This is a genomic window from Burkholderia sp. 572 (assembly GCF_040545135.1).
Classification (GTDB): Bacteria; Pseudomonadota; Gammaproteobacteria; order Burkholderiales; family Burkholderiaceae; genus Burkholderia; species Burkholderia cepacia.
In genome coordinates this window covers 754,808-778,522 of sequence record NZ_JBEPLH010000001.1, presented here as the reverse complement: position 1 = coordinate 778,522, position 23,715 = coordinate 754,808, and the positions used below count along the sequence as shown (strand labels likewise).

Genomic DNA, 23,715 nt, shown 5'->3' with positions numbered 1-23,715 from the left:
GCCGCGCGCCCGACACTGCAGCACACCACCAGCTTTGCTTCCCTCTCCCGCGCCGCGTTTCCGTTAGCGCGAAAGAGGCGTGATTCTAAGCACCCTCTTCCAACTGCGCAAGGGGTTTCTCAAAAAATATAAGACCCCGCACGCTGTCGCGTGCGGGGTCTTATATAGAAGCAACTCAACCGGTCAGCCTGTGCGCACCTGGCGCGCGACGATCGCCATATAGTGATCGAGATCAGGCGTCACCTTGCCCTCTTCCTTTGCCGTATCGTCCCAGCGGCGCAGACGCAGCGCATCCTCCGCGAACGGGCGCAGCAGGAACGCCGCCGTCTCCTCTTCACTGAAGATGCCGCCCTGCAGCGCGAGACTGCGCACCGAGTCCGGCGACAGGCTCTCGAAGTAGCCGGCGTCCGTGCGGCACAGGCAACGTTTTGCGTCGACGTGCAGCCGGATCGGCTCCAGCACCGCGTCGGAAAACAGCGGACGCAGGAACGGCAGCACGTAATACTGGTGCAGATCGTCGATCCCGCGCACACTCGGCGTCTCGCCCTGACGATTCAGCAAATGCCCGAGATCGTGCAGGAACGCCGCCGCGACCAGCGCCTCATCAGCCCCCGCCTCTTCCGCCAGCAATCCACTCTGCAATGCATGCTCGAGCTGCGTGACCGGTTCACCGCTATAGGCCACATGGCCATGCTCGCGATACAGCCCGTGGATATCTTCCACCGTCAATGCCATTCATTCACTCCCAAGGCAGCGAAAACGTCTTCAGGTTCGTGAAGCTCTTCATCGCCTCCTGAACGCCTTCCTTGTATCCGAGCCCAGAATCCTTGATCCCGCCGAACGGCGACAGCTCGATCCTGTATCCGGGCACTTCCCATACATTCACCGTGCCGACGTTCAGCTCGTTCACGAACCGCACGACCGCCGCCGTGCTGTCCGTACAGATACCCGACGACAGCCCGAACGCCGTCCCGTTGCTGATCCGGATCGCGTCGTCGATCGTGTCGAACGCAATCACCGGCGATACCGGGCCGAAGGTCTCCTCGCGCACGATCGTCATCGACGGATCGACGTTGTCGAGCACGGTCGGCGCATACAGCGCGCCGCGCCGCACGTTGCCCGTCAACAGCCGCGCGCCCTGCGCGACCGCCTCCCCGACCCGCGCCTCGAACAGCCGCGCCGCTTCCTCGTCGATCACCGTGCCCATTTCGTTCGCGGGATCGAACGGATCGCCGTACTTCCATGCGCGCGTCTTCTCGACGAGCAATTCGGTGAATGCGGGCGCGATCGAGCGCTGCACCAGCAGCCGCTTGACGGCCGTGCAACGCTGGCCCGAATTCCGGTACGACCCGTGCACCGCCAGCGACGCCGCGCGTTCGAGATCGGCATCGTCGAGGACGATCAGCGGATCGTTGCCGCCCAGTTCCAGCACGATGCGGCGGTAGCCGGCCCGCGCGGCAATCGCCTTGCCGATCGCCACGCCGCCCGTGAAGGTGATCAGCGACGCATGCGGGTGCGTGACGAGCTCGTCCGCGATCTCGCGCGGATCGCCGGTCAGCACCTGCAGCATCGGCTCCGGCAGACCGGCTTCAACCAGCAGGTCGGCCAGATAGAGCGCCGACAGCGGCACCTTCTCCGACGGCTTCACGATCACGCGGTTGTTGGTCGCGATCGCCGGCGCGATCTTGTGCGCCACCTGGTTCATCGGATGATTGAACGGCGTGATCGCGACGATCACTCCGTCGAGCGGCTGCCGCTGCGAAAACACGCGGCGCGCCTTGCCATGGGGCGTCAGGTCGCACGAGAAACTCTGCGCGTCGTCGCGCAGCGCCTCGACCGCCGCGAACTTCAACACGTCGGCCACACGGCCGATCTCGTAGCGGGAGTCCTGTTTCGACAGCCCTGACTCGAGCGTGATCAGGTCGGACGCTTCCTCGGTACGCTCGCGCAACAGCGCAGCCGTGCGTTCGAGGATCTCCGAACGCGCGTAACGCGTGAGCGTCGGCCGGTACGCCATCGCGTAGTCGAATGCCGCGCGCACATCGTCGACGCTCGCGAGCGGCACCGTACCGACGCGCGTGCCCGTGTAAGGGTCCATGACATCGAGCGTGCGTTCGCGCGTCGCGCGCGTGCCGCACCAGCGCAGCGCCTCCGCGCGAAACGCCGGGTGATCGTGTCGGGGGTGAGCCATCATGTCGCGACCCGGTTCAGCACGAAATCGAACACGTCGAAATTGCGCGGGCGACGCGCAGGATCGACCGGCTCGATACGGCGATTGAACAGCAGCGGTACTTCCTGCTCCGACACGCCGCCATGCGAACGCAGCGGCACCGTGAGGCCCGACAGATCGTGTTCGCGCTCGCGCGTGCCGAGCGTCATGTCGCGGCGGCCGATCACGACGAGATCGCCGATCCGGTCGGCCGGCAGCTCGAAACGTGCCGCGGCTTCCGCGTTGTCGAGCACGAGCTCGACGCCGTCGAGGCCGCCGACGCGCCACATCGCCTCGGCCCGGTCGACGCCCGGCGCCAGATAGACCGTGGCAAACGAGCCGAGCGCGCCGTGGTGCACGACGTACGGATCCGTGATCGGCAGGATCACGCGCGCAGCCTGCGCGCCGTACCACCCGTCGAAGGCATCCTGCAGATAGATGACGTTCGGCCGGCCCGTCGCAGGATCGTGCTTCGCGTTCATCCCGTGGTCGGCCGTCAGCCCGATCGCCCAGCCGAGCGCGTCGAGCTGCGCGAGATAACCGTCCATCATCGCGTAGAACGCGTTCGCGCCGGCACTGCCCGGCGCGCACTTGTGCTGCACGTAATCGGTGGTCGACAGGTACATCAGGTCGACCTGGCGCGTCTGCGCAAGCCGCACGCCGGCCGCGAACACGAATTCGGACAGCGCCGCGCTGTAGACGTCCGGCGACGGCAGGCCCACCCAGTCGAGCACGTCGACGATCCCGTTTTCGGCGAGATTCGCCTGCGCGGCCTTCTCGGCCGAAAAGCAGATGCCGTTCATCTGCCAGCCGAGCAGCCGGCGCAGCTTGTCCTTCGCCGTCACGACGGCCACCCGCGCACCGGCGTCGGACGCCGCCGCGAGCAGCGTGCCGGCCCGCAGGTAGGCCGGGTCGTTCATCATGACTTCGGCGCCACGCCCGCCGTCGGCGGCCGGGTCCCAGAAATAGTTGCCGCAGATTCCGTGGACCGACGGCGGCACGCCGCAGACGATCGACAGGTTGTTCGGGTTGGTGAAGGTCGGCACGACGCAATCGGCGCGCCAGGCCGTGCCTTCCGCGATCATCCGGCCGATGAACGGCGCGACACGCGCTTCCACCGCCCGTTCGAGATAGTCGTACTCGCAGCCGTCGACGCAGACGACGACGGTCGGCTCGACCGGCAGCCGGTAGTGCCGGCCGTTGACGTCGACCGAGCGACCCGCAAGCTCCGTCGAGATGCCGGCCGCCGACGCGTCACCAGGTTGGCGCAATGCAAACGCGGCGTTCATGATGCCACCCGCTTGCCGCGCGGCACGCGCGCGGCGATCAGCAGCAGCGCCGCGAGCGACGCGCCCAGCATCAGCAGCGACAGCGCCGACGCCGGAAGGTAATACCCCCGCTCCACCTGGCCGATCACGACGATCGGCACGGTCGCGAAGCCGGGCGGATAAACCGTCAGCGTCGCACCGAGCTCGCCGAGCGACAGCGCGAAGCCGAGTGCGAGGCTCGCGCGCAGCGCCGGCACCAGCTGCGGCAGCAGCACGCGGCGCAGCACCATCGCGGGCGGCGCGCCGAGGCTCGCTGCCGCTTCGCGCAGCACGGTCAGCTCCGGACGCAGCGCCGCGGCCGCGCAGCGATAGCAGAACGGCAAGATCAGCGCGAGCTGCACGAGCACGACGATCGCCGCCGAGCTCGACAGGTCGACCGGCTTCTGGTGATACGCGATCAGCACCGCGAGCCCGAGCACGACGCTCGGCACGCCGTTCGGCACCATCACGAGGGCATCGACCACCGCGCCGAGGCCGCGCCGGTCGCGCCCTTCGAGCGCCAGCGCGAGCCACAGCCCGAGGACCGTGCCGACCGCCGACACGCCGAAGCCGATTTCGAGGCTCGTCAGCAGCGCGTCGTATTCCGGCGACCCGAGCCGCTCGAACCAGCGCAGGCTGTAACCGGCCGGCAAGATCGTGCCCGACCACTGCGTCGACACGCTCGACAGCGCGACGACGATGACCGGCAACACGAACAACCAGAAGCACGCGAACGCGGCCAGCGCGAGCGCCGCGCGCGATGCATGCTTGAGCACCGTGTCGCCCCAGCCGATCTGGCGGCGCGGCACGGCTTGCCCGATACGGAATTCAGCGGACATCGTTCCCTCCCGTCGCGCGCCGGTTCACCCGGCGATAAACCGCATACAGCGCCAGCGACAGCGCGAGCATCACCACCGCGCCGGCCGACGCGGTCGGCAGATCGAGGTCGACGGTCGCGCTGCTGTAGATCGCGACCGGCAGCGTGACGAGCCGCGCGCTGCCGAGCACGAGCAGAATCCCGAATTCGTTCAGCGTCAGCAGGAAGCACAGCACGGTGCCGGCGGCGATGCCCGGCCACGCGATCGGCAGCACGACGCGGCGGGCGAGCATCCAGCCGGAAGCGCCGAGGCTGCGCGCGGCTTCGATCAACCGCAAATCGAGCGTCGCGAACGATGCGAGCGTCGGCCGCACGACGAATGGCGTATAGAACACGGTCTGCGCGAGGATCACGCCGCCGATGCCGAACAGGAAATCGAGCGGCGCATTTTCGAGATGAAACAGGTGCTGCAGCGCGATGCTGATCGAGCCTTGCGAGCCGTACAGGAAGATCAGCGTGAACGCGACGAGGAACGACGGAAACGCGACGTACAGCTCCAGGAAGCGCGTGACGAGCGACGCGCCCGGAAACGGCTTGAAGAACAGCAGTGCGGCCAGCAGCACACCGAGCACCGACGCGGTGCCGGCGCTCGCGAACAGCACGCCGAGCGTGGTCAGCAGCACGTTGCGGGTGTCGGGGTTGTCGAAGAACGTCCGGTACGCGGTGAAACCCAGCCCGTGGTCGCCCGACACGCTCAGCAGCACGAGCCGCACCAGCGGGTAGACGACGAGCGGGCCCAGCACGACGATCGCGAGCGCGGCGAGGTGCAGGTCGCCCATGCGCTTGCGGCGCCGCGCGGCGGCGGCGTGCGCGGCGGCCGACGCGAGCACGTGCGGCGGCAGGCCGGCTTCAGGGCTCGATAAGGACGACATCGTCTGCCTCGCAATGCAGGGAAACGCGCGCACCGCGCTCGGGAGCCGCACCGCGGCCGCGTTGCATCGTGACGCGCACGGGCTCGTCGGGCGCCGCATCGATCGTGACCGCGATCGACAGGTCCGCGCCCTGCCATTCGACGGACGACACCGTGCCGTGCAGCCCGCCCGCGGCGGGCGGCATCACGGTCAGGCGCTCGGGGCGCACGCACGCCACCTTGCCACGCACTTCATGGCGGGGATCGCCGAGCGGAAAGATCACGTGCGGCGGCAGCAGGTTCGCCGGGCCGAGATAACGCGCGACGTAGCCGTCCCGCGGCGCGTCGTACAGCTGCTGCGGCGTGCCGAGCTGCGCGATGTGGCCGTCGCGCATCAGCAGCGCGCGGTCGGACAGCACGAGCGCGTCGTCGCGGTCGTGGGTCACGCAGACGACGGTCAGGTTCGGCAGGCGCTCGTGCAGCGCCTTCAGTTCGCTGCGCACCGATGCGCGCAGGTTGGCGTCGAGCGCCGACAGCGGCTCGTCGAGCAGCAGCACGTCCGGCTCGATCACGAGCGCGCGCGCCAGCGCGACGCGCTGCTGCATTCCGCCCGACAACTGCGCGGGCAGGTGATGGCCCGCGTCGCCGAGCTGCACGAGCTTCAGCGCATCGGCGACACGGCGCGTCACTTCCGACGACGCCATGCCGCGCGCGCGCAGCCCGAATGCGACGTTCTCGAACACCGACAGGTGCGGGAACAGCGCGTAATTCTGGAACAGCAGACCGAGATTGCGCTTGTGCGGCGGCGCGTAGGTCAGGTCGCGTCCGGCGACGGTCAGCGTGCCGGTCAGGCCGTCGGCCTTCACGAACCCGGCGATGAAGCGCAGCAGCGTGGTCTTGCCGCAGCCGCTCTTGCCGAGCACGGTCAGAAATTCACCGGCACCGATCGACAGCGACAGATCTTCCAGCACCGTGCGTGCGCCGTAGCGCACGCTCAGGTGTTCGATCCGCACGCCGCCCGGCGCGCCGGACCGCAGCGTTGCTCGCGGTTCGGCGGCGCCGAATGCGCCGGGATGGGTCAGGGTGGTTTCCACCGGGTTCATCCTCTTGCTCACGAATACAGGCAGCGGGCGCCGATCACTTCGGCTTGACGACGTCGAGCTGCTTGCCCGAGCTGCCGATCACGTCCTTCTTCCAGCGCTCGATCCACACCGGCTTCTTCGCCATCACCTGGGTCCAGTCGACCGGGATCAGCTTCACGCCCGCGATCGCCTTCTTGACCGCTTCGCCGTTCTTGCCGGCCAGCGGCACGTCCGTGCGGCCCGGGATGCCGTACATGTCCGGCACCTTCGACTGCACTTCCGTCGACATCAGGTAGTCGATCAGCTTCTTGCCGGCGTCCTGGTTCGGGCCGCTCTTGATCAGGCCGATGCCGTACGGGAGCTGGAACGTGGTCGGCTGGTCGCCGTCCTTCGCGGCCAGGAAGATCGGCTTGACGGACAGCGCGCCGTGTTCGGCATCGTCGAGGTCCATCTGCAGGTCGCCGTTCGCGACGCTGATCTCGTTACGCGACAGCAGCACGTTCAGGTAGCCCGTGCCCTTCGTGTGGAACTTCACGCTCTGCGACAGTTTCGCGAGGTAGTCGAACGCCTTGTCCTCGCCCATCAGCGACGTCGTCAGGATCAGCACGGCCATCCCGTCGCCGGCCGTGGCCGGGTTCGAGTACGCGACCTTGCCGGCATAGGCCGGCGACAGCAGGTCGGCGAACGTCTTCGGCTGGCTCTTCACGACGTCCGGGTTGATCGCGAACGAGAAGTAGTTGTTCACGAACGTCGCCCACGTGCCGTCTTCCGCCTTCGCGATCGTCGGCACGTTCTTGTAGTTCACGCTCTGGTACGCCTGCAGCAGGCCCATCTGGCCGGCTTGCTGAATGAAAGGCGGCAGCGTGACGATCACGTCGGCCTTCGGGGAATTCTTCTCGATGTTCGCGCGGTTGACGACTTCGCCGCTGCCCGCCGTCACGATGTTGACCTTGACGCCTTCCTTCTTCTCGAACGCCGGCAGCACATCGCGATAGAGGTTCTCGAGACCGTCTGCCGTGTACAGCACGACCGCGCTCGCCGCATGCACGGGCAACGCGGCGCCCATCAGACCGGCGACGGCGGCGGCCAGTGCAAGCTTGCGGAACGCGCCGGCAGCGGCGCGCGAGGAATTCTGCAGTGTCATCTCACTTCTCCGTAGGCGGAACACCAAATGGCCGGGGCACGATCCGGCTCTCCTGTTTCCTGTTATCTCCGGGCAAGGCCGATCAACGGCCTGCCTCGCCGCCGCGCCGAGGTCAGGTTTCTCGCGGCAAGCGAAGGATCACAGCGTTCGATGACAAACCCGTGACGAATGCCACAATTTCCAAAAAATGACACATTTTGCCAATATCATGCAAGTCCATTCAGAAATGCCGCCCGGCGTTTCTTTCCGACCTTTGCAAGGAAAAACCATGTCCGATCCGATTCTTCTTACGCCCGGCCCGCTCACCACGTCCGCCACAACCCGCCACGCAATGCAACATGACTGGGGCTCGTGGGATGCCGCGTTCAATCAACTGACGGCCAGCGTCTGCGCGGACCTCGTCGCCATTGCGCATGGCGGCGACGAGTACGTGTGCGTACCGATGCAGGGCAGCGGCACGTTCTCGGTCGAAGCCGCGCTCGGTACGCTGGTGCCGCGCGACGGCGTCGTGCTGGTGCCCGACAACGGCGCGTATTGCGCGCGCATCCTGAAGATCCTCGGCCGGCTCGGTATCGAAGCGATCGCTTTGCCGTTCGGCGAGGATGCGGCGGTCGATCCGGCCGCGATCGAAGCTGCTTTCACGCGCGAGCCGCGCATCACGCACGTCGCGCAGGTACATCTGGAAACGAGCGCCGGCATCCTGAACCCGCTCGACGACATCGCCGCCGTGTGCCGACGCCACGGCAAGCGGCTGATCGTCGACGCGATGAGCGCGTTCGGCGCACTGCCGATCGCGCTGGCGGGCAGCGGCATCGATGCGCTGATCTCGGCAAGCGGCAAATGTCTCGAAGGCGTGCCGGGGATGGGGTTCGCGATCGTGCGGCGCGATGCGCTCGAGGCCGGCGAAGGCAATTCGCCGTCGCTGGCGCTCGATCTCCACGATCAGTACGCATACCTGCGCAAGACGGGCCAGTGGCGCTTCACGCCGCCGACGCACGTGATCGCCGCGCTACGCGCCGCGCTCGACCAGTATCTGGCCGAAGGCGGCCAGCCGGCGCGCGGCGCGCGCTACGCGGACAACTGCCGGACGCTGGTCGAATCGATGCGCGCGCTCGGCTTCGCGCCGTTCCTCGATGCGAACGTGCAGGCGCCGGTGATCGTCACGTTCCACGCGCCCGACCACCCGGCCTACGATTTCCGCCGCTTCTACGACGCCGTGCGCGATGCCGGCTTCATCCTGTACCCGGGCAAGCTCACGCAGCTCGAGACGTTCCGCGTCGGCTGCATCGGTGCGATCGACGCCAACGATATCCGGCGCGCGGTCGCGGCGATCGCGCAGGCGGTCGAATCGCTCGGTATCGCGGTGCAGCACGCATAAGGGTGCGCGCAGCGCGTCGCGCCAACAAAAAAGCCCGGCGGCCTACCGGCCGCCGGGCGAACGCACAGGATGCGCGTGGAGGCGATGCTTACAGTTCGATCCGCTTGATGTCGCCGACGACGAAGATGTAAGACAGCGCACCGATCAGCGCGATCACGCCGATGAACACGAGCGCGCCGACGAACGAGCCGGTCGACGCGACGATGAAGCCGACGACGAGCGGCGTGATGATGCCGGCCAGGTTCGCCGCGAAGTTGAAAATGCCGCCGGTCACGCCGAGCAGGCCGTCCGGCGCGATGTCGGACACGAGCGTCCAGCCGAGCGCGGCCATCCCCTGCGCGAAGAACGCGACCGACATGATCGCGATCACGGCTTCGTTGCTCTGCACGTAGTTCGCGAGAATGATCGTCGACGCGAGCAGCAGGCCCGCGATGATCGGCAGCTTGCGCGCGAGGTTCGCGGACTTGCCGCGGCGCAGCAGCCAGTCGGAGAAGATCCCGCCGAACATCACGCCGACCGACGCGGCGATGAACGGCATCACCGCGAAGAAGCCGATCTTCAGCCAGCCCATGTGGCGCTCGGTGGCGAGGTAGGTCGGGAACCAGGTCAGGAAGAATACCAGCGTCGAGTTGCCGGCGAACTGGCCGAGACAGATACCCGCGAGCTGGCGCTTCTTCAGCAGCTTGCCGGCCATCGCCCAGCTGAACTTCTTCTGCGCGCCCTTGGCGCCTTTGTCGCCGTCCTTGCGTGCACTGTGCACGAGACCGCCGCCCGCCTCGATATACGCAAGCTCCTCGGAGTTGGCGCCCGGATGGTTGCGCGGCTCATGATAGAACTTCCACCAGACCAGGCCGAACGCGATGCCGATCGCGCCGACGACCCAGAACAGCGAGCGCCAGCCGAACGCGCCCATCAGCGCGAACAGCACCGGGCTGAAGAACGCGAGGCCGATGTACTCGCCGACCGTATACGTACCGGTCGCCATCGCGCGCTCGTTCTGCGGGAACCACGTCGCGACGACCCGGCTGTTGGTCGGGAAGCACGGCGCCTCCGTCACGCCGAGCCCGAGCCGGCATGCGAGCAGCGTCGCGATGCCCGGCACGAAGCCCTGCAGGAACGTGCACAGCGACCACAGCGTCATCGACCAGTAATAGGTGATCTTGCTGCCGAAGCGGTCGAGGAACAGGCCGCCGGGCACCTGCATCGCGACGTACGTCCACGAAAACGCGGAGAACATGATGCCCATCACGGCCGCATTGATGCCGAGCTCCTTGGTGAGCTGCGGTGCAGCCACCCCCAGCACGGTGCGGTCGAGATAGTTGATCATCGTGCCGATCGCGAGCAGCGCGAGAATCTTGTAGCGCGCCGAGGTGCGCCGGACCGTGCCGGCCGCCGCGGGCGCGGCGTTCGAGTGGGTGGTGTGCTGCATGATTGTCTCCTGATCTCTTTTTTCAGCTAGTCGGTAGAAGGGTCAGCGTGCGACCAGCGACTGAAAGTGTTCGAACATCCGTTCGTCGTCCGGCGTTCGTCCGGTGAAGATCTCGAACGCATCGACGGCCTGGTACACGGCCATCCCGCCTCCCGGCAGCGTCGCGCAGCCGACCGCGCGCGCGGCGCGGACCAGTTCGGTTTCGAGCGGGAAATACACGATGTCGGCCACCCACATGCCCGCGTGGAGCAGCTCGGCCGGCAGCGGCAGGCCCGGATGCTTGGCCATGCCTGTCGGCGTTGCGTGGATCAGGCCCGTCGCGGCGCGCATCGCGTCCGCGAGATCGCCGCCCTGTACAACCCGTGCCGCGGGGAAGCGTTGCTGCAGTTCAGCCGCGAGGGCGGCGGCACGCGTGCCGTCGACATCGAAAATCGTCAGTTCGGCCGCGCCCATCTGCAGCGCGGCGTGCGCCACGGCCGCGCCCGCGCCGCCCGCGCCGAGCTGGACGACGCGTTCGAGCGACGCGTCGGGCAATCCGCGGCGGAACGATTTCGCGAAGCCCGACCAGTCGGTGTTGTGGCCGATCCGCTTGCCGTCCTTGAACAACACGGTATTCACCGCGCCGAGCGCACGCGCATCGTCCGACAGCGCGTCGAGGTGCTCGATCACGCGCTGCTTGCACGGGTGCGTGATGTTCAGGCCGTTGTAGCCCATCCGCTGTGCGGCATCGAGCAGTTGCGGCAGTGCGTCGACGGTCACGCCGAGCACGTCGAGGTCGATCCGCCGGTAGACATAGCCGAACCCCTGGCGGAAACCTTCTTCCTCGTGCATCGCAGGCGACAGCGAGCCGCCGATGCCCTGGCCGATCAGGCCGATCAGAAACGACGGGCGGCTCATCGCGCGGCTCCCTGCGCGAACAGCGTCGCCAGACGCTGCAGCGCGAACACGTAGCCTTCGGTGCCGCAGCCGCAGATCACGGCTTCGGCAATCGCCGACACATAGGAATGGTGACGGAACGCCTCGCGACGATGCACGTTCGAGATATGAACTTCGATCACCGGCTTCGCGATCGCGGAAAGCGCGTCGGCCAGCGCCACCGACGTATGCGTATAGGCAGCCGGGTTGATCACGATGCCGTGCGTATCGTGACGCGCGGCGTGCAGCCAGTCGATCAGCTGATGCTCGGCGTTCGACTGGCGGAAGTCGATTTCCAGCCCGAGCGCTTCAGCGGCCGTTCGGCAGCGCTGCTCGACGTCGGCGAGCGTTTCCGCGCCGTAGATATGGGGCTCGCGCGTCCCCAGCAGATTCAGGTTCGGGCCGTTCAGCACCAGCACCTTGGGCTTGCTCATGGTGTTTCTGCTCCTAAAACGGGGGCGCATCGCTAGCCGACGTCGCCCCCTGACGTCAAGATTTGGCGCTAGTGTGCGCTTGCGAAAGCGCAATGTCTTTTCGGGTTTTCGCTAATTTGTACCACCTAGTTAGTTTGTACAATACGCATCACTAACCCAGTAAATTCGGGATATGGCGTTCGTCGTTAATTCAACGACTGGTTCATTCAGGGTCGATTCGATCGGCGCCGTGCCCCGCTCATCCGCAGGATTCGCCCATGCAGCGCTCGATCGCCACCGTGTCACTGTCCGGCACGCTCGCCGGGAAGCTCGCCGCCATCAAGGCCGCCGGCTTCGACGGCGTCGAAATCTTCGAAAACGACCTCGTCTACTTCGACGGATCGCCGGCCGACGTCCGGCGCATGGCCGCCGATCTCGGCCTCGACATCGTGCTGTTCCAGCCGTTTCGTGACTTCGAGGGCGTGAGCGCAGCCCAGCTCGCCCGCAACCTCGATCGCATCAAGCGCAAGTTCGACGTCATGCATGCGCTCGGCACCGACCGCATCCTGGTCTGCAGCAACGTGTCGGCCGACACGATCGCCGACGACGGGCTGCTCGTCGACCAGCTCGGCGCGCTCGCGGAAGCCGCGCGGCAAGCCGGCGTGGTCGCCGCGTACGAAGCGCTCGCGTGGGGCCGAGTCGTGAAGCGGTACGGCCATGCGTGGAAACTCGTGAATGCCGTGAACAGCCCGCACCTCGGCCTTGCGCTCGACAGCTTCCATACGCTGTCGCTCGACGATTCTCCGGACGCGATCGCCGACATCCCCGGCGACCGGATCGCGTTCGTGCAGATCGCCGATGCGCCGAAGCTCGCGATGGACGTACTCGAATGGAGCCGCCATTTCCGCTCGTTCCCGGGCCAGGGCGACTTCGACCTCGCGCGCTTCACCGCGCGCGTGATCGAATCGGGCTACACGGGGCCGCTGTCGCTCGAGATCTTCAACGACGGCTTCCGCGCGGCGCCGACCGCGATCACGGCCGCCGACGGCCATCGCTCGCTGCTCTACCTGGAAGAACTGACACGCGAGCAGCTCGCGCGGGACGGCCGCGCGCCGGCCGCCAGCCAGCCGCTGTTCGCGCCGCCGGCGCCGCCCGCGCACGTCGGGTTCCAGTTCATCGAATTCGCGGTCGACGCACAGGCCGCGGCAACCGTCGGCGAATGGCTCGGCCGGATGCGCTTCCGGCTCGCGGGCCGGCATCGGTCGAAGGACGTGACGCTGTTCCAGCACGGCGCCGCGTCGATCGTGCTGAACGCGGAACGCGACTCGTTCGCCGATGCGTTCTTCCAGCAGCACGGGCTGTCGCTGTGTGCTTCGGCATTCCGCGTCGACGACGCGAAAGTGGCGTTCGAGCGCGCGGCCGGTTTCGGCTACGCGCCGTTCTCCGGCCGTGTCGGGCCGAACGAACGCGTGCTGCCGAGTGTGCAGGCGCCGGACGGCAGCCTCGAGTATTTCGTCGACGAAGCGCCGAACGCGCCGACGCTGTATGAATCGGACTTCGTGCTGACCGACATCGACGGCCCGAGCGAGGTCGGCCCGCTGACGGGTATCGATCACGTGTGCCTGGCGCTGCCGGCCGACGCACTCGATACGTGGATCCTGTTCTTCAAGACGGCATTCGGCTTCGAGGCCGAACGCAGCTGGCTCGTGCCCGACCCGTACGGGCTGATGCGCAGCCGCGCGGTGCGCAGCGCCGACGGTTCGGTGCGGATCGCGCTGAACGCGTCGGTCGACCGGCACACGGCGGTCGCCGAATCGCTCGACCGCTACCACGGCACGGGGCTGAACCACGTCGCGTTCCGCACGGACGACATCGTGAAGACGATCGCCGCGTTCGCGGCCGACGGCATTCCGTTCCTGCGCATTCCGCCGAACTACTACGACGATCTCGCCGCACGCTACGCGCTGCCGGACGAGTTGATCGACACGCTGAGCACGCATCACCTGCTGTACGACCGCGACGAGCACGGCGGCGAATTCCTGCACGCGTATACAGAACTGGTCGACAACCGCTTCTCGCTCGAGATCGTCGAGCGGCGCGGCGGATACGACGGCTACGGGGCGGCAAACGCAGCCGTGCGCCTGGCCGCACAGGCGCAGCACAGGAAATAAGCGAAGGAGACGAATCTGGATTTCGGGGCCGAATCACATTCGCTGCCCCGCGGCTGACTCAAAGGGCCGCATCCCGCGCGCACCATCGCGGTGAATCGCGCGGCAGCGCACCCGCCCGCGCGGCTTGCCGCGATCGGGCCGGAAACCGCGCCCGTCTCACGTTACATCCGGTAACCCGTACCGCAGCGCAGCATACGGTCCGCGGCCGCGGTTTTAAGAATCGCTTAAGTCTTCGACGGCACCATCCGCAACCAGTACCCGATAGTTATCTCGAAAAGGAGGAAAGCGATGAGCGCCGTAGAAGCACCCGCGGGCCGCCCGGCCGCGCCCCCAGCAAAGAAGACGATGCTGCGCCGCCTGCTCAGTCATCATGAAATCGCGACGCTGCTCGTGCTGCTGCACGCACCGATCGGCGCGAACGCCAAACCCGAACTGCCTGCGCTGCAGGAAGCCGGCCTCGTCGAGATGGTCAAGCTCGACGCCGATACGGCCCCCAGCTTCCGGCTGACCGAAAACGGCACCGCCGTCCTGAAAGGGCTCGGCTACCGCTGAGCCGCGGTTTTCACCGCTTCACCGTTTCCCCGTATCGCCCCGATCCCTGCGACTCGCCGGCCCGTTCGACGTGTCGCGTCACCCCGCCCGCTCCTGCAGCATCAACCGGTATTCCGTCGGCGTCACGCCGACCGTCGCCTTGAACTGGCGCGTGAACGCGCTGTGATCCGTATAGCCGCATAGCGCCGCGACGTCGGTCACCTTGTCGTGCGTGACGAGCAGCGCGGTGGCCGCATCCAGCCGCGTCTTCAGCAGCACCTGGCGCGGCGTCAGGTGGAACACCTTGTGGAAATAGCGTTCGAGCTGCGCGACCGACATCCCGGCCATCTGCGCGAGCTGCTTCAGGTTCAGCGGCTGTACGTAGTGATCCTGGATGTGCTGGACCACGTCGGCGAGCCGGCTGTACGCCGGGTGCGATCCCTCGTGCGCCTTCAGGTCGCGCGAGATGCCCGCGAGGCCGACCACCCTGCCTGCGGCATCGCGCAGCGGCTCCTTGCAGGTCAGGCACCAGCCCGGCTGGCGGCCCGGATACAGGTGCAGCTCGAGCTGGTCCATCAGTTGCTGGCCCGCGTTGATCGTCGCCATGTCCTGCTCGAAATAGCTGCGGCCGAAGCGGCGCGGAAACACTTCGTCGGCCGTCTTGCCGAGCAGGTCACGCTTGTCCTTGTAGCCGCAGCGCATCGCCAGCGTGCGGTTGACGAGCGCGTAGCGGCCGTTCGCGTCCTTCACGAAGAACGCGACGTCCGGCAGCGCATCGAACACCGGTTCGAGCAGGCGGAAGTGCGCGAGCATCGCGCCGAGATCGGCGTTGTTGGGCTGGTGGCGCAACGTATCGGACAGGCTCATGGGCGGTACGGCTGGCAAGGTCGTCATCCCGGCAACCGCAATGCGAGTGGCAGATGGCGTCGATTATAGAAGCGCCCCTCCGATCGCGTCGCGCCGATCGCAAGGGCGGGCAAGTTGGCGGCAGCCTTCACGTCGCGCCGTCGGCCGACCGGCTTCGACACGCAACATACGTTGCGTGCACAACCACTGCGCCGCGCATGCAGCGGCCGGCCGCAAATCCGCATGCGCCGATGCCGACCTGCCACGAGCGCACAGGCGCACCGGCGCACCGGCACCGCGTGCTCGAACTCGCCAGCATAAAAATGCAACCGTACAGCGTCTTGGCGCGTTTGCGCATTCGGCATGACGATTTCGGCATATATCAGGGTTATCGACGATATGCCGATATCGTCGCCGGCCGCGCACCGAACGCGCAAGACGCACGCATTTTCGCTGTCTAGACTTCGCTTCACGGTCACGAGACGACCTTCCGCCGCGGCAGCGACCGGCGTGCAGAGCCTGCGGCATCGGCCACCACACGCGCCGATTCCGGCACAGCCCGGGCAGCACGCGAAGCACGCACGGCCCTCGCATCGGCCTGCCGACCGAACCGTCTCGCCCGGTTTACCGGTGCCGGCCCGCCAGCCGGCGGCGGCCCAACCACGCCATCAAGGGGAAGTGAAAGTGAAGCTGAAGGTATCGCACGTCGCGCTGGCCGCTGCCTGCGCACTGTCGGGCGCGCACGCCATTGCCGCCGACGTCGTCAAGATCGGTTTCGCCGCACCGCTGACCGGCCCGCAGTCGAACTACGGCACGGACATGCAGAAGGGCGTGCAGCTCGCGATCGCCGATTTCAACGCGACGCGTCCGACGATCGGCGGCAAGCCCGTCACGTTCCAGCTCGATTCGCAGGACGACCAGGCCGACCCGCGCACGGGCACGACCGTCGCTCAGCGGCTGATCGACGACAACGTCCGCGGGATCATCGGGCACTTCAACTCGGGCACGAGCATTCCCGCGTCCGACCTGTACGATCGCGCGGGGCTGCCGCAGATCTCGATGGCCACGTCGCCGCAATACACCGCGCGCGGCTACAAGACGACCTACCGGCTGCTGACGAGCGACGCGCAAGCGGGCCGCATCGTCGGCACGTACGCGGTGAAGACGCTGCGCTTCAAGCGCATCGCGATCATCGACGACCGCACGGCCTACGGCCAGGGCATCGCCGACGAATTCGCGAAAGCCGTCGAGGCGGCGGGCGGCACGATCATCAAGCGCGACTTCACGAACGACAAGGCGCTCGATTTCTCCGCGATCCTGACCAACCTCAAGGGGATGAACCCGGACGCGATCTTCTACGGCGGCGGCGACGCGCAATCGTCGCCGATGATCCGCAAGATGCGCCAGCTCGGGATGAAGTCGGCGTTCGTGACGGGCGAGATGTCGCGCTCGCCGACGTTCCTGAAGGTCGGCGGCGACGCGGCCGAAGGCGCGATCGTCTACATGGGCGGGCTGCCGAAGGAGAAGATGCCGGGCTTCGCCGGCTACGCGGCACGCTACAAGGCGCGCTTCAACGAAGACGTGATCACCTACTCGCCGTACTCGTACGACGGCACGATCGCGCTGCTCACCGCGATGAAGGACGCGAACTCGACCGACCCGAAGGTGTACACGCCGTATCTCGGCAAGGTGTCGGTCAAGGGCATGTCGGCCCCGAGCATCGCGTACGACGCGAAAGGCGACCTGAAGGATGCGCCGGTGACGATCTACAAGGTCGAGCGCGGCACGTTCAAGCCGGTCGATACGATCGCCGGCAACTGATACGCAACCCGGCCCCGCGCGGCGCGTCGGCGGCTCATCGGCCGCCCGCGCCGCGCGCGCTTTTGCCCCGGCCTCGGCCGCACGCTCCGACGCCTTCCCCGTCGCGCACCCGCGCGCGCATTTCGCGCTCCTGTAGAATCCTCCCACCCGCTTTGACGCTTCGTCCCTGCCGTGCCCCATCCCGGTGCGGCGGCGCGTGTTGCGCGCCTCACCCGGCACACGACACGCTTCGACGATGCAAGCCGCGCCTTGTCAGTCCATGCCGATAGCGGGCCCTGGAGACGCAGCACCGACAACAACATTCGAAAACCGATCGTCCTGACCATGCAAGCTTCCGAATTGAGCGGCGTGCCTCGCGCCGCCGAACGCGCGCTCACGCGCAGCGACTACAAGACCCTTGGCCTTGCCGCACTCGGCGGCGCCCTCGAGTTCTACGACTTCATCATCTTCGTGTTCTTCGCGCCGGCGATTGGGCAACTGTTCTTCCCGCACGACATTCCCGACTGGCTGCGCCAGTTGCAGACGTTCGGCATCTTCGCGGCCGGCTATCTCGCCCGCCCGCTCGGCGGCGTGATCATGGCGCACTTCGGCGACCTGTTCGGCCGCAAGCGGATGTTCACGCTGAGCGTGCTGATGATGTCGGTGCCGACGCTGCTGATGGGCCTGCTGCCGACCTACGACACGATCGGCATCCTCGCGCCGGTGTTGCTGCTGCTGTTCCGCGTGCTGCAAGGCGCGGCAGTCGGCGGCGAAGTGCCGGGCGCGTGGGTGTTCGTGTCCGAGCACGTGCCGTCGCGTCATATCGGCTATGCATGCGGCACGCTGACCGCGGGCCTGACGGCCGGCATCCTGCTCGGCTCGCTCGTCGCCGCCGGCATCAACAGCCGTTACTCGACCGCCGAAGTCGCCGCGTTCGCGTGGCGCATCCCGTTCCTGCTCGGCGGCGTGTTCGGCCTGTTCTCCGTGTACCTGCGTCGCTGGCTGCATGAAACGCCGGTGTTCGCCGAAATGAAGGCGAAGAAGGCGCTCGCGGCCGAGATTCCGCTGAAGGCCGTGCTGCGCGACCACGGCCGCGCGGTGATCGTGTCGATGCTGCTCACGTGGATGCTGTCGGCCGCGATCGTCGTCGTGATCCTGATGACGCCCGCGCTGCTGCAGAAGCAGTTCCACCTGACGCCCGCGACGACGCTGTTCGCGAACAGCGTCGCGACGCTGTGCCTGACCGCCGGCTGCATCACCGCGGGTTCGCTCGCGGGCTGGATCGGCGCGAAGCGCGTGCTCGGCATCGGCGGCATCGGGCTGGCCGCGTGCTACTACCTGCTGTTCGTGCAGGTCGCGGCCGATGCGTCGACGCTGCCGCTCTACTACGGAATCGCGGGCTTCATGGTCGGCACGATCGGCGCGGTGCCGTTCGTGATGGTCAAGAGCTTCCCGGCCGTCGTGCGCTTCTCGGGCATCTCGTTCTCGTACAACGTCGCGTATGCGATCTTCGGCGGCCTCACGCCGGTGATCGTGTCGCTGATGATGAAATCGAATCCGCTCGCGCCGGTCGTGTACGTCGCGGCGATCTGCGTGCTCGGCGCGATCGCCGTGCAGTTCTCGAAGGATGCGAAGGACGTGAAGGATGTGAAGGGCACGCACTGAACGCCCGCGCCCGCTTGATGAACGAAGGGCCGAATCCCGCGGCGTGCGGGATTCGGCCCTTTTGCCTTGCCTCGGCCTGGCGGCGCGAGTCGGCCCGGTTCAACGCAGCACGCCGTACGATGAACTCGGCCGGCGCAGCGCGTCGATACTCGCGCCGCCGGCGCCGGTGACGAACAGCAGCAGGAACCCGCCGGCGATCGCGACGTTCTTCCAGAAGTGAATCACCATGTCGTGCTGGACGGCGGCGCTCGTCGCGTCCCAGAAATTGTGCCCGACCATCGCGGTCGCGATCGTGTAGACGGCCATCAGCAGCGCGAGCGGCCGCACCTTGTAGCCGACGATCAGCAGCAGGCCGCCGAGCCCCTCGATCGCGACGACGATCGGCGCGACGACCTGTTGATAGGGCACGTTCATTCCGTGCAGATACGCGATGAAATCGCTGTAGCCGAGCAGCTTCATGATGCCGCCCCACAAGAACAACGCCGCCAGCGCCAGGCGTGCGAAAAAAATGACGCCGGAATCGACGGTACGCGTCATGCCTCTCTCCTCGTATGCAATTCGGCCGCTTGCCCCGGGCGCGCCCGGGCGGTTCGACGCCGCGCGGCCCGGGAGGGGGCGCGGCAAATGGGCCAGCATAGAGGGTCTTTTCGCCGTGTCCAAGAAAAAGGTTGTAGCAAATCTTTACACTGCGGCGGCCGCGCCGGCGGCTCGACGCACTGAAAAACGCGTTTAGCCCGCGTCGCTCAACAACACGCCTTTCTTGAAGATGAAGCAGCCATAGCCGCGCAGTTCGCCGGTAACGATCACCGCGTAGGCCTGCTGCGCGCGCTCGTAGAACGCGAAACGGTCGATGCCCGCGAGCGGCACCGCGCGCCCTTCCGCGCGGTCGATCTCGGCCTGCACCTCGCGCTGCACGGGCGGCACCGCGGCTGCGTCGCCGACGACTTCCATCCGCCATGCGGGTGTGTCGACGAACGTGTCGAGCGGCAGCACGGACAGCACCGCGCGCACGACGCGCGCCGAATCGGCGCCGTCGATGCGCAACGCGCGGCCGACCACCGTGTGCTCCGCGACGGATTCCGCCGGGAAATTCGCGTCGCAGATCGCGATTTCGTCACCGTGCCCCATCGCACGCAGCGTGTGCAGGATGTCGGCGTGCAGCAGCGGGTCGAGATTCTTCAGCATGTCGGCTAGTCTCCGGGATCAGGAACGAATCGCATAACGTTACCCGATCCCGGTGGCCGTTGCGCATGCATCGCTCGCGTCACGGCGCCGCGGCCGGCATCTCGTCGATGAAACCGGTGACCGTCGCGAGGCGGCCCGACGCGTCGACCGTGCCGAAGTCCGAACCCTTCACGATCGCCGCGCCGTCGGGCGACACGAGCGCCCACGAGAACCGCAGGTGCTGGCCGAACGCGTCGACGTCGGTCGTGCGGCGAAAGCGGAACGCGGGGAAACGCGCCTGCACGGCCGCGATCATCGCATCGATGCCCGCGTGGCCATCGCCGGCCATCAACGGATCGCGATAGGCCGCGTCGCTCGCGTAGGTCGCGTCGATCAGCGCGCGGCGGCGCGCGACGTCGGGTTCGTTCCATGCGTCGAAGTAGCGGTCGATCAGGTCGGCGTGAATGGACGAGGCAGACGAAGCGGATTGAGCGGTGTTCATGGCGAGGCTCCTTGTGTCGATGAGGGGACGAGGTCGCGAACGTTGGGTGTTTCGTATTCGCGTGCCGTCATCGTCGCCGGCCTCGCGCGGGCGGTCGATTACGTACGAGGTAAGGAAATCGCGCCCGCGCCGCCGCGATCAGCCGGCCGCGTAGTTGGCCGCGTAGTCGACCGCCAGGCTCCACGCCGGATCCTCGTGCTTCGCCCAGTACGCGTCGAACAGCCGGCGCGTCATCGGGCCCGGCCGGCCGTCGCCGATCGGTGCGCCGTTCAGCCGCGTGACGGGCATGATCCCGCCGGCCGTCGACGTGATGAACACCTCGTCGGCTTCGCGCAGTTGCGCATCGTCGACGCGGCCGGCCTGCGCGTCGATGCCCATCGACGCCGCCAGCTCGAACACGGTCTGCCGCGTGATGCCGTGCAGCACGCCGCGCTCGGGCGTCCGAAGCCGGCCGTCGCGCACGATGAAGACGTTGAACCCGGGCCCTTCGGCGATGCTGCCGTCCGTGCACTTCAGCACGACCGACTCCGCACCCGCGTCATACCCCTTCAGCAGCCCGGCGACGAGGTCGAGCCAGTGGTAGTTCTTGATCTGCGGATCGACCGATTCGGGCGGAATCCGCCGCACGTCGTCGACCAGATGCAGGTGCAGGCCCTCGCGCAACTGCCGCTCGTTCGCGACCGAGCCGTACGGCACCGCGAACGCGATGAACTGGTTCACCGCGTCGCGCGGGTCGCGGCTGAAGGTGGGCGATACGCCGCGCGTGCACAGCATTTCGACGTACGCGTTGCGCAGGCCCGAGCGGCGCACGCATTCGACGAGGATGTCGCGCAGCACATCGTCGCCCAACGGCACGTCCAGCCGCAGCCTCGCCAGCGAGCGCCTGAACCGCGCGATGTGCCGGTCGAGGCGGAAGAAGCGGCCGTTCCACACGTGCACGGTGTCGTATGTGACGTCCGAATGCAGGAAACCCCAGTCGAGCACCGACACGCGCGCGTCGGCGATCGGAACGAAGCGGCCATTCATGTACGCGGCGCCCGGCGGATACGCGGATGCTTCGGCGGACTGAATGCTCTCCGGCGCCGTACGTTTCACGTCGGGCGCGTGCGGCGCGTAGTCGACCTGCGCGACAAACGACGCGCGATCGGCGTCGAACACGCTGCGATGCACAACCGCATTCGGCCCCGCCGCGCGATCGAACGACAGCTTGCCGTCGAGATGGTCGATCTCGTGCTGCATCAGCTCCGACACATCGGGCGACAGCGCGTCGCGCCGATGCAGCTCGCCGTCGAGCGTCATGTACTGCACGCTCACCGACGCGTGGCGCTCGACACGCACGAACAGGTCGGGAAAGCACATGCAGTCGTCCCACAGCGTCATCCGCGCGTCGCTGCGCCACACGATTTCGGGGTTCACAATCACGTCGGGCCAGCCGTCCAGCGCGAGCGCGATCATCCGTTGCCCGACGCCGATCTGCGGCGCGGCGACCGCGCGGCCGAAACCGTGTTCGTCGCGAAACGCGCGCAGCGCGGCGCGCAGTGCGCCGGCGGCTTCGCGCACGGCGGGATCGGTAACGTCGCCGACCGGCCGCGCGACGTCGCGCAGCGATGCGGTGCCCACCGGAAGAATCCGCGTATTCATTTCACTACCTCCGACAAAGTCACCTTGTTGCCTCCCTTGAACGTCGAAATCGTTGCCGCCGGGTTGCGCAGCTCGCCGTTCGCGTCGAACGCGATCCGGCCGGTCACGCCCTGGAAGTCGACGCGATGCAGCGCGTCGACGATCTTCGCCGGATCGGTGGACTGCGCGAGCATCACCGCGTGGTAGACGGCCATCATCGCGTCGTAGGCGTACGGTGCGTAGAGCTGCACGGGGGCGCCGTACTTCCGCGTGAAGCGCGCCGCGAACGCGGGGCCGCCCGGCATCTTCGCGAGGCTTCGGCCGCCGTCCGCACACACGAGGTTGCCGTCGAGCGCATCGCCGGCCAGTTTCAGGATCTCGTGCGTGCACAGACCGTCGCCGCCCAGCAGCGGCACGGCGATCCGCAGCTTCTTCATCTGCCTGAGCATCGGCCCGCCCTGCGTGTCCATGCCGCCGAAGAAGATCGCGTCGGGCGCACGGCCCTTGAGCAGCGTCAGCGGCGCGCCGAAGTCGAACGCCTTGTCGGTCGTGTATTCGCGTGCGACCACGGCGGCGCCCGTGTTCCCGAGCCCGCCGGCGAACACGTCCGCGATGCCCTGCCCGTAGGCCGTGCGATCGTCGACGACACCGATGCGGCGCGCGTGCAACTGCTCGACCGCATAGCGCGCGACTGCCTGCCCGAGGAAGTCGTCGTTCGCGAGCATCCGGAACGTGATGCGATAGCCGAGACGCGTGAACGCCGGATTGGTGGCCGACGGCGTCAGCTCCGCGATGTTCGCCGTCGCGTAGAGCCGCGCGACGGCGATCGACGTCCCCGAATTCTGGTGGCCGATCACGGCGCTGACGTGCGTATCGACGAAGCGCTGCGCGACCGTCGTCGCGACCTTCGGGTCGGCCTGGTCGTCCTGCGCGTCGAGCACGAACGTGACCGGATGCCCGGCGACGCCTGGATGCGCCGCGTTGATTTCGTCGATCGCGAGCCGAATGCCGCGCGCGCTGTCCTCGCCGAAATGCGCCTGCGCACCCGTGAGCGCGCCGGCAAAACCCACGACGACCGTATCCGCGCCGAACGCGGGAACGGCCGGTACAAGCGACACAAGTGGCACCAGCAGCACGAGCGGCACCAGCAGCAGATGTCGGAAACGCATGATGTTTTCCTCGCGGCTTCATCGTTGACGGGTGCTACGATTATCGGCAGCCGTCGCGAAATCCGATAAACATCGGGCGGCATCATTCGCGAGTTTGTTTCGTTTTTTCTCTCCGAAGGAAATCCGATGAATCCCGCCGCCACACCGCTCGACGACTTCGACCTGCGGATCCTCGCCCGCCTCCAGCACGACAACCAGATCACCAACCAGGCGCTTGCCGCCGAGATCGGCCTGAGCCCGCCCGCATGCCTGCGCCGCGTGAAGCGGTTGCGCGACGAGCGCTATATCCAGCAGGACGTTTCCGTCGTCGATCCGGCCAAGGTCGGCCTCCCGTTGACGATGCTCGTCCTCGTGCAGGTCGAGCGCGAACGGGTCGACCTGCTCGACGAATTCAAGCGGTTCCTGAAGTCGCTGCCGGAAGTCATGCAGTGTTACGTGGTGACGGGGCGGGCCGATTTCGTGCTGATGATCGCGATGCGCGACATCGATCACTACGAGGAGTTTTCCACGCGCGTATTCCGGCAGCACCACAACATTCGTCACTTCGAAACGATGGTCGTGATGTCGCGCGTCAAGGTCGGGCTGTCGCTGCCGATCGACATCGCGTAACGATCGCCGCAATGAAAACGGGCGCCGTCGGGCG

General features: G+C 67.2%; 22 protein-coding genes. 6 read left to right on the top strand and 16 right to left on the bottom strand.

All coding sequences use genetic code 11. The annotated features are described in order from the left end of the window. Positions 1-183 precede the first annotated feature (183 nt). The 7 genes from ABIC51_RS03575 to phnS are packed head-to-tail and all read right to left on the bottom strand — an operon-like array spanning position 184 to position 7,469. A complete protein-coding gene (locus tag ABIC51_RS03575; protein WP_175898320.1) occupies positions 184-735 on the bottom strand; it encodes a phosphonate degradation HD-domain oxygenase in 552 nt (183 codons plus the stop codon). A gap of 4 nt (positions 736-739) precedes the next feature. Continuing rightward, complete coding sequence (phnY, locus tag ABIC51_RS03570) at positions 740-2,194, bottom strand: phosphonoacetaldehyde dehydrogenase (RefSeq protein WP_175898322.1); 1,455 nt, start codon at positions 2,192-2,194, stop codon at positions 740-742. Beyond that, a complete protein-coding gene (phnA, locus tag ABIC51_RS03565; RefSeq protein WP_146255078.1) occupies positions 2,191-3,498 on the bottom strand; it encodes a phosphonoacetate hydrolase in 1,308 nt (435 codons plus the stop codon). Before phnA ends, phnY begins: the two co-directional genes overlap by 4 nt. Beyond that, positions 3,495-4,355 carry a 2-aminoethylphosphonate ABC transport system, membrane component PhnV gene (phnV, locus tag ABIC51_RS03560; RefSeq protein WP_059695334.1) on the bottom strand — a complete coding sequence of 287 codons (861 nt, stop codon included), beginning with the start codon at positions 4,353-4,355 and terminating at the stop codon, positions 3,495-3,497. The genes phnA and phnV overlap by 4 nt, the downstream gene beginning before the upstream one ends. Next, complete coding sequence (phnU, locus tag ABIC51_RS03555) at positions 4,345-5,265, bottom strand: 2-aminoethylphosphonate ABC transporter permease subunit (protein ID WP_175898324.1); 921 nt, start codon at positions 5,263-5,265, stop codon at positions 4,345-4,347. Before phnU ends, phnV begins: the two co-directional genes overlap by 11 nt. Continuing rightward, complete coding sequence (phnT, locus tag ABIC51_RS03550; RefSeq protein WP_175898327.1) at positions 5,243-6,346, bottom strand: 2-aminoethylphosphonate ABC transport system ATP-binding subunit PhnT; 1,104 nt, start codon at positions 6,344-6,346, stop codon at positions 5,243-5,245. The genes phnU and phnT overlap by 23 nt, the downstream gene beginning before the upstream one ends. 34 nt (positions 6,347-6,380) lie before the next feature. Further along, positions 6,381-7,469, bottom strand: a complete 1,089-nt coding sequence (gene phnS / locus ABIC51_RS03545; RefSeq protein WP_059695341.1) for a 2-aminoethylphosphonate ABC transporter substrate-binding protein — start codon at positions 7,467-7,469, stop codon at positions 6,381-6,383. A gap of 268 nt (positions 7,470-7,737) precedes the next feature. On the opposite strand from phnS, the gene ABIC51_RS03540 reads away from it, so the two are divergent. After that, entirely contained in the window at positions 7,738-8,847 is a 1,110-nt protein-coding gene (locus tag ABIC51_RS03540; RefSeq protein WP_175898329.1) for a 2-aminoethylphosphonate--pyruvate transaminase, read from the top strand. 88 nt (positions 8,848-8,935) lie between these two features. Here the strand turns inward: ABIC51_RS03540 and ABIC51_RS03535 are convergent, their stop codons facing one another. The 3 genes from ABIC51_RS03535 to aroQ are packed head-to-tail and all read right to left on the bottom strand — an operon-like array spanning position 8,936 to position 11,625. Continuing rightward, positions 8,936-10,276 (bottom strand): MFS transporter, encoded by a 1,341-nt coding sequence (locus tag ABIC51_RS03535; protein ID WP_060315421.1) that lies wholly within the window; start codon positions 10,274-10,276, stop codon positions 8,936-8,938. 42 nt (positions 10,277-10,318) lie between these two features. Beyond that, entirely contained in the window at positions 10,319-11,173 is an 855-nt protein-coding gene (locus ABIC51_RS03530) for a shikimate dehydrogenase (protein ID WP_027790511.1), read from the bottom strand. After that, positions 11,170-11,625, bottom strand: coding sequence for a type II 3-dehydroquinate dehydratase (gene aroQ / locus ABIC51_RS03525; RefSeq protein WP_059695347.1), 456 nt, complete (start codon positions 11,623-11,625; stop codon positions 11,170-11,172). Before aroQ ends, ABIC51_RS03530 begins: the two co-directional genes overlap by 4 nt. A gap of 257 nt (positions 11,626-11,882) precedes the next feature. Here aroQ and ABIC51_RS03520 point away from each other — a divergent pair, with 257 nt between their 5' ends. Then, positions 11,883-13,775, top strand: coding sequence for a bifunctional sugar phosphate isomerase/epimerase/4-hydroxyphenylpyruvate dioxygenase family protein (locus ABIC51_RS03520; protein ID WP_027790509.1), 1,893 nt, complete (start codon positions 11,883-11,885; stop codon positions 13,773-13,775). Positions 13,776-14,063: 288 nt separating this feature from the next. Further along, complete coding sequence (locus tag ABIC51_RS03515; protein ID WP_021159311.1) at positions 14,064-14,327, top strand: hypothetical protein; 264 nt, start codon at positions 14,064-14,066, stop codon at positions 14,325-14,327. A 78-nt stretch (positions 14,328-14,405) separates the two neighbouring features. Here ABIC51_RS03515 and ABIC51_RS03510 read toward each other — a convergent pair whose 3' ends face one another. Continuing rightward, positions 14,406-15,200, bottom strand: a complete 795-nt coding sequence (locus tag ABIC51_RS03510) for an AraC family transcriptional regulator (protein WP_354006358.1) — start codon at positions 15,198-15,200, stop codon at positions 14,406-14,408. Positions 15,201-15,836: 636 nt separating this feature from the next. Between ABIC51_RS03510 and ABIC51_RS03505 the strand changes: the two genes are divergently transcribed. Both ABIC51_RS03505 and ABIC51_RS03500 read left to right on the top strand, forming a co-directional pair. Continuing rightward, positions 15,837-16,973 (top strand): branched-chain amino acid ABC transporter substrate-binding protein, encoded by a 1,137-nt coding sequence (locus ABIC51_RS03505; RefSeq protein ID WP_354006357.1) that lies wholly within the window; start codon positions 15,837-15,839, stop codon positions 16,971-16,973. A 324-nt stretch (positions 16,974-17,297) separates the two neighbouring features. Beyond that, positions 17,298-18,617 (top strand): MFS transporter, encoded by a 1,320-nt coding sequence (locus ABIC51_RS03500; protein WP_027790506.1) that lies wholly within the window; start codon positions 17,298-17,300, stop codon positions 18,615-18,617. 99 nt (positions 18,618-18,716) lie between these two features. Here ABIC51_RS03500 and ABIC51_RS03495 read toward each other — a convergent pair whose 3' ends face one another. The 5 genes from ABIC51_RS03495 to ABIC51_RS03475 form a co-directional block, all read right to left on the bottom strand. Beyond that, positions 18,717-19,154: a DoxX family protein gene (locus ABIC51_RS03495; protein WP_021159306.1), complete on the bottom strand. Its 438-nt coding sequence runs from the start codon at positions 19,152-19,154 to the stop codon at positions 18,717-18,719. A gap of 192 nt (positions 19,155-19,346) precedes the next feature. Then, positions 19,347-19,802, bottom strand: a complete 456-nt coding sequence (locus ABIC51_RS03490) for an RbsD/FucU family protein (RefSeq protein WP_021159305.1) — start codon at positions 19,800-19,802, stop codon at positions 19,347-19,349. A gap of 79 nt (positions 19,803-19,881) precedes the next feature. Continuing rightward, entirely contained in the window at positions 19,882-20,283 is a 402-nt protein-coding gene (locus ABIC51_RS03485; RefSeq protein ID WP_060083747.1) for a nuclear transport factor 2 family protein, read from the bottom strand. A gap of 138 nt (positions 20,284-20,421) precedes the next feature. Continuing rightward, positions 20,422-21,924, bottom strand: coding sequence for an aminotransferase class IV (locus tag ABIC51_RS03480; protein ID WP_354006356.1), 1,503 nt, complete (start codon positions 21,922-21,924; stop codon positions 20,422-20,424). Beyond that, positions 21,921-23,072 (bottom strand): branched-chain amino acid ABC transporter substrate-binding protein, encoded by a 1,152-nt coding sequence (locus ABIC51_RS03475; protein WP_354006355.1) that lies wholly within the window; start codon positions 23,070-23,072, stop codon positions 21,921-21,923. The genes ABIC51_RS03480 and ABIC51_RS03475 overlap by 4 nt, the downstream gene beginning before the upstream one ends. A 126-nt stretch (positions 23,073-23,198) precedes the next feature. On the opposite strand from ABIC51_RS03475, the gene ABIC51_RS03470 reads away from it, so the two are divergent. Further along, on the top strand, positions 23,199-23,681 hold the full coding sequence (locus ABIC51_RS03470) for an Lrp/AsnC family transcriptional regulator (protein WP_060173949.1): 483 nt from the start codon (positions 23,199-23,201) through the stop codon (positions 23,679-23,681). The last annotated feature ends 34 nt before the right edge of the window (positions 23,682-23,715 follow it).

What these genes read in the sequence shown, in the direction of transcription:
- phnT (WP_175898327.1), bottom strand. Translation starts at nt 6,346, where the DNA reads ATGAACCCGGTGGAAACCACCCTGACCCATCCCGGCGCATTCGGCGCC.
- ABIC51_RS03535 (WP_060315421.1), bottom strand. Translation starts at nt 10,276, where the DNA reads ATGCAGCACACCACCCACTCGAACGCCGCGCCCGCGGCGGCCGGCACG.
- ABIC51_RS03500 (WP_027790506.1), top strand. Translation starts at nt 17,298, where the DNA reads ATGCAAGCTTCCGAATTGAGCGGCGTGCCTCGCGCCGCCGAACGCGCG.
- phnY (WP_175898322.1), bottom strand. Translation starts at nt 2,194, where the DNA reads ATGATGGCTCACCCCCGACACGATCACCCGGCGTTTCGCGCGGAGGCG.
- ABIC51_RS03470 (WP_060173949.1), top strand. Translation starts at nt 23,199, where the DNA reads ATGAATCCCGCCGCCACACCGCTCGACGACTTCGACCTGCGGATCCTC.
- phnA (WP_146255078.1), bottom strand. Translation starts at nt 3,498, where the DNA reads ATGAACGCCGCGTTTGCATTGCGCCAACCTGGTGACGCGTCGGCGGCC.
- phnS (WP_059695341.1), bottom strand. Translation starts at nt 7,469, where the DNA reads ATGACACTGCAGAATTCCTCGCGCGCCGCTGCCGGCGCGTTCCGCAAG.
- ABIC51_RS03480 (WP_354006356.1), bottom strand. Translation starts at nt 21,924, where the DNA reads ATGAATACGCGGATTCTTCCGGTGGGCACCGCATCGCTGCGCGACGTC.
- ABIC51_RS03530 (WP_027790511.1), bottom strand. Translation starts at nt 11,173, where the DNA reads ATGAGCCGCCCGTCGTTTCTGATCGGCCTGATCGGCCAGGGCATCGGC.
- ABIC51_RS03515 (WP_021159311.1), top strand. Translation starts at nt 14,064, where the DNA reads ATGAGCGCCGTAGAAGCACCCGCGGGCCGCCCGGCCGCGCCCCCAGCA.
- ABIC51_RS03495 (WP_021159306.1), bottom strand. Translation starts at nt 19,154, where the DNA reads ATGACGCGTACCGTCGATTCCGGCGTCATTTTTTTCGCACGCCTGGCG.
- phnU (WP_175898324.1), bottom strand. Translation starts at nt 5,265, where the DNA reads ATGTCGTCCTTATCGAGCCCTGAAGCCGGCCTGCCGCCGCACGTGCTC.
- aroQ (WP_059695347.1), bottom strand. Translation starts at nt 11,625, where the DNA reads ATGAGCAAGCCCAAGGTGCTGGTGCTGAACGGCCCGAACCTGAATCTG.
- phnV (WP_059695334.1), bottom strand. Translation starts at nt 4,355, where the DNA reads ATGTCCGCTGAATTCCGTATCGGGCAAGCCGTGCCGCGCCGCCAGATC.
- ABIC51_RS03510 (WP_354006358.1), bottom strand. Translation starts at nt 15,200, where the DNA reads ATGACGACCTTGCCAGCCGTACCGCCCATGAGCCTGTCCGATACGTTG.
- ABIC51_RS03540 (WP_175898329.1), top strand. Translation starts at nt 7,738, where the DNA reads ATGTCCGATCCGATTCTTCTTACGCCCGGCCCGCTCACCACGTCCGCC.
- ABIC51_RS03490 (WP_021159305.1), bottom strand. Translation starts at nt 19,802, where the DNA reads ATGCTGAAGAATCTCGACCCGCTGCTGCACGCCGACATCCTGCACACG.
- ABIC51_RS03475 (WP_354006355.1), bottom strand. Translation starts at nt 23,072, where the DNA reads ATGCGTTTCCGACATCTGCTGCTGGTGCCGCTCGTGCTGCTGGTGCCA.
- ABIC51_RS03575 (WP_175898320.1), bottom strand. Translation starts at nt 735, where the DNA reads ATGGCATTGACGGTGGAAGATATCCACGGGCTGTATCGCGAGCATGGC.
- ABIC51_RS03485 (WP_060083747.1), bottom strand. Translation starts at nt 20,283, where the DNA reads ATGAACACCGCTCAATCCGCTTCGTCTGCCTCGTCCATTCACGCCGAC.
- ABIC51_RS03520 (WP_027790509.1), top strand. Translation starts at nt 11,883, where the DNA reads ATGCAGCGCTCGATCGCCACCGTGTCACTGTCCGGCACGCTCGCCGGG.